Genomic DNA, 6,899 nt, shown 5'->3' with positions numbered 1-6,899 from the left:
AACGTTTAGGACGCAAGTGAACTGTAATATCAATTATTTCGCTTACTGTTTAAATATAACGAAAGTAGCGAAAAAAACGTATATTGACATTAAATCACAGACAGATCATGCGTATATATTTCTTATTCAGTTTTTCACTACTATTAGTTACTTTAACGTCAGAAGCCAAAATTTCAACAGCGGAAGAGTATACCCGAATATGGTCCGATCCCCCTTCTAACAATATAAAAAAGTACATGATTAAAATGGCAATTTCAGATGGGCTAGATAAAAACTCTATAAAAATAGAAACCGATAGCTGGGGAGAAGTTATTCTTTCAGACACATGGAGAAATACCATTAAATTTAGACGGGGTAGCCTGGGTGAATATACAACTGTCAATAAGAGTGGTATTAAACTGACCATAAAAGAAGATTTTTCAGGAAATATTGTCGTAAAAGATGAGGATGGAGATAAAACTACTATCAGAAAAAATAGCAGCGGCGATTTTGATATCCCCGATCTAGACAGAAGTTCATCTACAGTTTTAAAAAATATACACGGTAATTTAGAAATACATGATGAAAAAGGAAATGTAAAAACTGTATCAAAAAATATTTTTGGAGGTCTCGACATCCGAGATAATCAAGGTAATAGCTCAACGATATCCAAAGATATTTTAGGAAATCTGGAAATTCGAGACAACAAAGGTAATTCAAGCCGGATAACAAAAGATATTCTTGATAATCTCACTATCGAAAATAGCAATGGTCAACGTACCACAGTGAGAACTGATATTCTAGGTGGTAAAACGATTGAAGACAATAGCGGAAATCGAGTTTCAGTTAGAAAGGATATATTTGGAAATTATGAAGCCAGCGATAACAATGGAAACCGGGCGTCGATTAAAAAGGATATCTTTGGAACGGTAATCATTGATGATCCAAAAGGTATTCTAAATGACGCAGTGAAATTGCAATTGATCCAAGAACTTTCAAAGAACTAAATTTTTCTAGAAATTAGTCTATTTTATAAGTGAATAATCCAACGTTACGATGGACCAAAATATTATCGATTTAATTATAGATGAACTAGCAAAAGACACAGATAAAAGCAATTCGTATGCTTTACCCAACGAGGATAACACTTACAATTTACCCATAGAAGAAAATAAAAGGAGGATTAACTGAAGCAGGAGATCGTACCTTCTTCTGATGAATAATGAAAAACCCTCGAGCCTATTTACAAAGGTTTCAACATTCGTATAGTTAAAGATTTTCAAAAGAAAATTAAAATCCCTAAAATTGCAGTCTCATTTCAAGGAAATCGGATTCAGTATATTAATGCTACTGATCTTCCAAACGATATTGACGCTACGGAAATAGGCCCTAAAAAGGGAAATAAGCGAGTTGAATAAAAATAAAACGATGAAAAAGATTATATTTTTTCTATTACTGATACCTTTTTGGGCGGCTGCTCAAGAGCAAAATATCCAAAACTTTATCGTAAAAGAAAACCTTTCCAAAAATGGAAAATTGGCTGTAGTTGCATTGGATTCACTTGGAAACACCAATGAAAACATCCATGGCAATTATCTATTTACAATCAATGGTTTCTCGCAAGCACTACAATTTCATGAGGGTGTCGCTGTCCCTAATCAGAAAATTGAGTCATCAACATTTGTATTCTTTAGCCATAAGAATCAACAAACTTCCAAAGGTCGCTTATTTTATATCTATAAGAGCGATAGCGGACTCTCTCCTTTTGCCATTAGCGGATTGATGTTTTTGATTATCCCGGCCATTGTATTAGGAATAGCTTACATGTTTAAAAAAGTGATTTTGACAGCGATCGCACTGGCTATAGTTTTCTTTTTATTCAACCATTCACAGGGTTTAGACTTGAGTAAAATTTTTGAATCTATATTTTCAAGTCTCAAAAATCTCATCGGTTGACAACACGATCTCTCGGGAAATCCTATCAATTGATGTGATCAAAGTAAATCATAACAAAACGATTGTACATTAGAACGGCATACCGATTCCAAAATTGTATTGAATAAAATTGTATCTGTCGGGTCTATGGGTTTCATAATATTGTGCCTTAAATTCCTTGGAATCAAAGAAGTGCTTGATAACCCATTGATCAGCACCTGAGAATTGTGGATCTTTTAGTTTAAGCCCGGCATCTAAGCGAATCACAAAATAGTCCGAATCGAAACGAAGTCCGAAACCGGTACCGATGGCGACTTGCCCAAGGAATTTATTGAATTTAAACTCTCCACCCGGATTTAGTTCTTCATCCTTCTTCAGTCGCCAAACATTTCCCATATCCACAAATGTCGCTCCATTCATCTTCGCGCCCAGGAAGTTATTAAGTAATCTGAATCGATACTCCGCATTCGCTTCCAGCTTAATCTCCCCCAACTGATCCAAATTACGCAGGTTTAAACGCAAATCCTCACTAAGACTCTGCCGGTTATAGGCACCTGGTCCCAGGGTACGCGCCTGCCAAGCGCGTATACCATTCATCCCCCCACTATAAAAGCTCTTTTCAAAAATCAACAGTTTAGAGTTATTACCATAAGGAATCGCTATCCCTGGATTAAAACGGAAGACAAACTGCCTATTTCCACCAAGATTTCGGTATAAACGATAATCGAATTCTGTCTTGGCGTATTGAAGAAAGGGCACACCAAATATTTTTTTCTCACCGTCAGCATTCTTGGGCAATTTTGCTAAGGAGCTAATAAGGTCCAGCACGTTTCCACTCACGTCCAATGTTCCTCTGAAATATTGAAAATCCTCCTTGCTATTCAATTTCTTGCCATTCAGGATAAAGGTATATTGTGTTCCTAAACCAAAATACTGGCGATCGTTGCTACGTACATACAACTGGTAGCCTTCCTGTACAAGCTTGTTCCGAAAATTGGAATCCAAGCGTCCATCCCGATACTCCAAAACGATAGGCGTAAAACTATGGTACTTATTTTCTGTTTCATACCAAGAGTAATTCAGCGATGTGATAAAATAGCGGTTTGAATAGGTTTTATCTTGATCGAACAACTGCAATGTCATCGAGTAGGTCGTTTTGGGCAAACCAAACTTCCCCCCTGGATTAATATGAAAGGGCACCATCAGACGAGGAATAACCAAATTTACGCCCGCTTGAAAATCGTTATTGAATATTTTACTGGAAAGCCCTCCTGCTAAACGCGGATCAAACAATACGCCATAACGTAATTTCACTTCCAATTGCTCCGAACCACCAAAGATATTGCGTTGTGAGAATGTATTTCCAATATTGAATCCGCTCATACCTGATCTAAAAGTATACTCCCCCTCTATCTGGTTTCCCATACGAGGTCTTGGAACGAAATCATAGTGCACATCGAGTTTATTGGAATCTTTTTTGACAAACTGCATTTTGACAGAACGAAAACCATTCATCTCGTACAATCGGTCATAGGATTTATTTTCCTCCCGCAAGGAATAGTACTGACCTGAGCGTAAATACATATAACGTTCCAAAGGTTTCCATCTGAAACTATTCGTTTCATCAATAAATAAAAGGCGTTTTGCAGAATCTAGGATACGACGTGGCTCCTTCTTCGAGATTGTTCCATAATTCCTTATCGTCATATAAACACTATCTATTTGATACTTTTTATGTATCGTAGAGTCAGATGGATTTTCGACATTAATTTTCAAGTCGATCAAAGGTCCATCGAGAGTTGAATCGACCCCAGCACGCATATATTGCCTTACATAATCGTAATACCCATTGTTTCGCATCGAAACATAAAGTTTCTCCCGCTCATCAAGCAACTTTGCGGCATCGTACTGGGTATTGGATTTTACGGAAGTTTTAGGAAGTACCTCCCGTTCAAATATTGCCTTTATATCTTCATCCTCAAATTTTCGATCTATATTTCTAACTTGATAAGGAACACCTTCATCTACTTTAAAATCGATATGTGCTCGCTTTTTGGAAACTGAAATCGTAGGTTCGACCTTAGCTTTAAAGTAACCTTTTGAAAATAGAAAACGCCGGATTTGATTGGCAGACAAATCTACCATTGCCGAATCCAGCAAGTGAGGTGGTTCGCCGACATTCCGAATTTTCTTGGTTTTATAGCGTCCGTTTTTAGTATTGAACGTATTGTAAATAAATAGATTTACCCTTGAATTGGGTCTTATTTGATTGGAAATATACGTTTCGGATGATTCTTTCAATGCAGGGGTGACACCAGAAATCTGTACTTTTGTAACCAGAGCTTGGTCATCGTCAAGATATTTTGAAGACCGGCATGATGCAAAAAATAACACTAAAAGCGTTATACTTGCAAATCCGATAAAACGAGTATACTTAATCATCAATAAAAATGTTGTCAAAAGCGCAAATCAGTCTAATAACGTCTCTACAAAATAAAAAGTATAGAAAACAACACGGCCTGTTTATCGTTGAGGGTATAAAATCCGTGATGGAATTTATTTCATCAAGTTATGAGGTTGAGTCTATTTTCTACACGGACGACGCCAACACAAAAGTGGGTAAAATCTCGCATAATATAAAATCCCATGAACTAACGGAAACTGAATTCCAAAAGATTAGTGCACTGAAATCGCCACAAGGTATACTCGCTTTGGTCAAACTTCCTTTACAGCAAAAAATTGTACCAAGTAATTTAAAAAATAAGTTTAGCCTTGTACTCGATGATGTGCAGGATCCAGGCAATCTTGGGACAATTATCCGCACGGCGGAGTGGTTTGGAATCGAACATATTATCTGTTCCATTGGCACTGTAAACGCTTACAATCCGAAAGTAGTGCAAGCAACTATGGGCTCATTGGCAAGACTGCAGATCCACTATACTGATTTAACTGATTTTATTCCGGCTACTGGATTGAAAGTATATGGCGCCCTACTTGATGGTCAATCCATTTATCAGACTGTATGGGCTGATGAGGGGCTAATTGTTATGGGTAACGAAGGAAATGGCATCAGCGACGAAATAATAGCTTTGATCGATCAAGCTGTCACTATACCTCGCCTAGGGCAAGCCGAATCATTGAATGTAGCCGTAGCAACAACGATCTTCTGTAGTGAGATTTCCAGACAAAAATTGACCTAAAAACAGATTCTATTTGATACTTAGAGCTTTTGATGTAATCCAATCCTATTTCCTTCCAAATCTTCAATCTCTGCGACGGCAAAGCCCAAGTCGGTATGAAAGGTGGCTGGATATACCCTTCCATATTTAAACTCTGATCTTCATGAAAAATATCAATTTTAATAGAGAAAAAGCCCCGTAGCGACATTTTTCTATTCGTTTAAAAGATTCGATTAATTTTTATCAAAAGAAAAAGCTTAATCGCTCCAAAAACTGTACATTTGAACAGTTCAATTGAAAGACGGATCGATACCGCTATCCATGTTCTTTTTTGAATATTCACACACGATAAAATTACACCATGCCCGCTGAACAGAAATCCATCTATACGTTACAATTTATTTTACTTTGCTTAAGCTCACTCCTATTTTCTTCTAGTTTCAATATGATTATTCCGGAACTACCCAATTATCTGAGCAGTTTGGGGGGTGCGGAGTACAAAGGGCTAATTATAGCATTGTTTACTTTGACTGCTGGAATTTCGCGGCCTTTTAGTGGTAAATTGACCGATCGGTGGGGACGTGTACCGGTCATGGCAATTGGATCCATCGTCTGTTTCATCTGTGGTTTTCTTTATCCCATTTTAACGTCAGTCGCGGGCTTCCTATTCTTACGATTGATACATGGTTTTTCCACCGGTTTTAAACCTACCTCAACTTCTGCGTATGTCGCCGATCTGGTTCCTCAAAAAAGATGGGGTGAGGCTCTTGGCATGCATGGACTGGCTTTTAGCGTCGGTACAGCTGTTGGCCCAGCAATTGGAAGTGCCATTTTCGAGGCCTTTGGTATCAATGTTATGTTTTATTGTTCTTCTTTCATGGCACTTCTCTCCATTCTTATCGTCATTAACATGAAAGAAACACTGGCGAAAAAAGAAAAATTCAATCTTTCCATGCTCAAAATAAACCGCAAGGATATTATTGAATGGCGTGCCCTTCCAGCTGGAATCGTCACGTTTTTATCTTATACCGCTTATGGAGTCATTTTAACTTTAATTCCCGATTGGAGTGAATACCTGGGACTTAAAAATAAAGGGCTATTTTTTCTGGCATTTACAATCGCATCGGTGCTGATACGTTTCGTATCCGGCAAAGTTTCGGACCGTTACGGGAGACCAAAAGTCATTGTTGTCGGAATAGTCATTATTGCTATTGCACTCGTTGCTATCGGTATGGGCAATAGTTTCATTGGAATGATGATCGGCGCAAGCATCTATGGCGTGGGCACAGGTATACTCTCCCCTGCCGTCAATGCTTGGACGATCGACCTAAGCCTACCTGAACATCGGGGCAAGGCAGTAGCAACCATGTATATCTCACTTGAAGCTGGAATAGGGCTTGGCGCACTGCTCGCTGGATTATACTATAGTGATGTTATCCTCCGGATTCCAGTCATTATGTATGCCAATGCAGTAGTTTTGCTACTGGCACTGACCTATATGCTGAGCTGGCAGAGAAAGCACAAAGCCCACTAGCCTTTATTGCTTTTACAAACTCATGCAGGACAAAACCTCATTTCCTCTTTAAATGTATTTCTCAATGGATAGCGGAGAAATCAGTAAACTGCGCAGTAATTCGAGTACCGAGAAGAACAGATAAGATCGAATACATGTTTTTATATGCCACGCAATTATATTGCATCACTTGCGTCCTAAACGTTTAAAAAGTGGCGGTGTTTGGATATAGCAAAGTTGCTATATTTAAATTGCAAAATTATAACACACCGCCATGATAAATTTAAATGTTT

5 protein-coding genes are annotated in these 6,899 nt (G+C 38.1%); 4 read left to right on the top strand and 1 reads right to left on the bottom strand.

All coding sequences use genetic code 11. The features are described from left to right. Positions 1-245: 245 nt before the first annotated feature. Positions 246-986 carry a hypothetical protein gene (locus B2X72_RS03950; RefSeq protein WP_286848355.1) on the top strand — a complete coding sequence of 247 codons (741 nt, stop codon included), beginning with the start codon at positions 246-248 and terminating at the stop codon, positions 984-986. A 421-nt stretch (positions 987-1,407) separates the two neighbouring features. After that, positions 1,408-1,935 (top strand): hypothetical protein, encoded by a 528-nt coding sequence (locus B2X72_RS03945; RefSeq protein ID WP_286848354.1) that lies wholly within the window; start codon positions 1,408-1,410, stop codon positions 1,933-1,935. 69 nt (positions 1,936-2,004) lie between these two features. Here B2X72_RS03945 and B2X72_RS03940 read toward each other — a convergent pair whose 3' ends face one another. Next, entirely contained in the window at positions 2,005-4,356 is a 2,352-nt protein-coding gene (locus tag B2X72_RS03940; protein ID WP_286848353.1) for a BamA/TamA family outer membrane protein, read from the bottom strand. A gap of 8 nt (positions 4,357-4,364) precedes the next feature. On the opposite strand from B2X72_RS03940, the gene B2X72_RS03935 reads away from it, so the two are divergent. After that, on the top strand, positions 4,365-5,114 hold the full coding sequence (locus tag B2X72_RS03935) for a TrmH family RNA methyltransferase (RefSeq protein ID WP_286848351.1): 750 nt from the start codon (positions 4,365-4,367) through the stop codon (positions 5,112-5,114). 340 nt (positions 5,115-5,454) lie between these two features. Then, positions 5,455-6,627 carry an MFS transporter gene (locus B2X72_RS03930; RefSeq protein ID WP_182332949.1) on the top strand — a complete coding sequence of 391 codons (1,173 nt, stop codon included), beginning with the start codon at positions 5,455-5,457 and terminating at the stop codon, positions 6,625-6,627. The last annotated feature ends 272 nt before the right edge of the window (positions 6,628-6,899 follow it).

This window comes from Sphingobacterium sp. UBA7253, from assembly GCF_002472745.1.
Taxonomy (GTDB): domain Bacteria; phylum Bacteroidota; class Bacteroidia; order Sphingobacteriales; family Sphingobacteriaceae; genus Sphingobacterium; species Sphingobacterium siyangense.
The sequence above is the reverse complement of the archived record's forward strand: the minus strand, read 5'-3'. Positions and strand labels throughout refer to the sequence as shown.

Bases quoted from the DNA above. Each gene is read 5' to 3' on its own strand.
- B2X72_RS03950 (WP_286848355.1), top strand. From the start codon at position 246: ATGGCAATTTCAGATGGGCTAGATAAAAACTCTATAAAAATAGAAACC.
- B2X72_RS03945 (WP_286848354.1), top strand. From the start codon at position 1,408: ATGAAAAAGATTATATTTTTTCTATTACTGATACCTTTTTGGGCGGCT.
- B2X72_RS03940 (WP_286848353.1), bottom strand. From the start codon at position 4,356: ATGATTAAGTATACTCGTTTTATCGGATTTGCAAGTATAACGCTTTTA.
- B2X72_RS03935 (WP_286848351.1), top strand. From the start codon at position 4,365: ATGTTGTCAAAAGCGCAAATCAGTCTAATAACGTCTCTACAAAATAAA.
- B2X72_RS03930 (WP_182332949.1), top strand. From the start codon at position 5,455: ATGCCCGCTGAACAGAAATCCATCTATACGTTACAATTTATTTTACTT.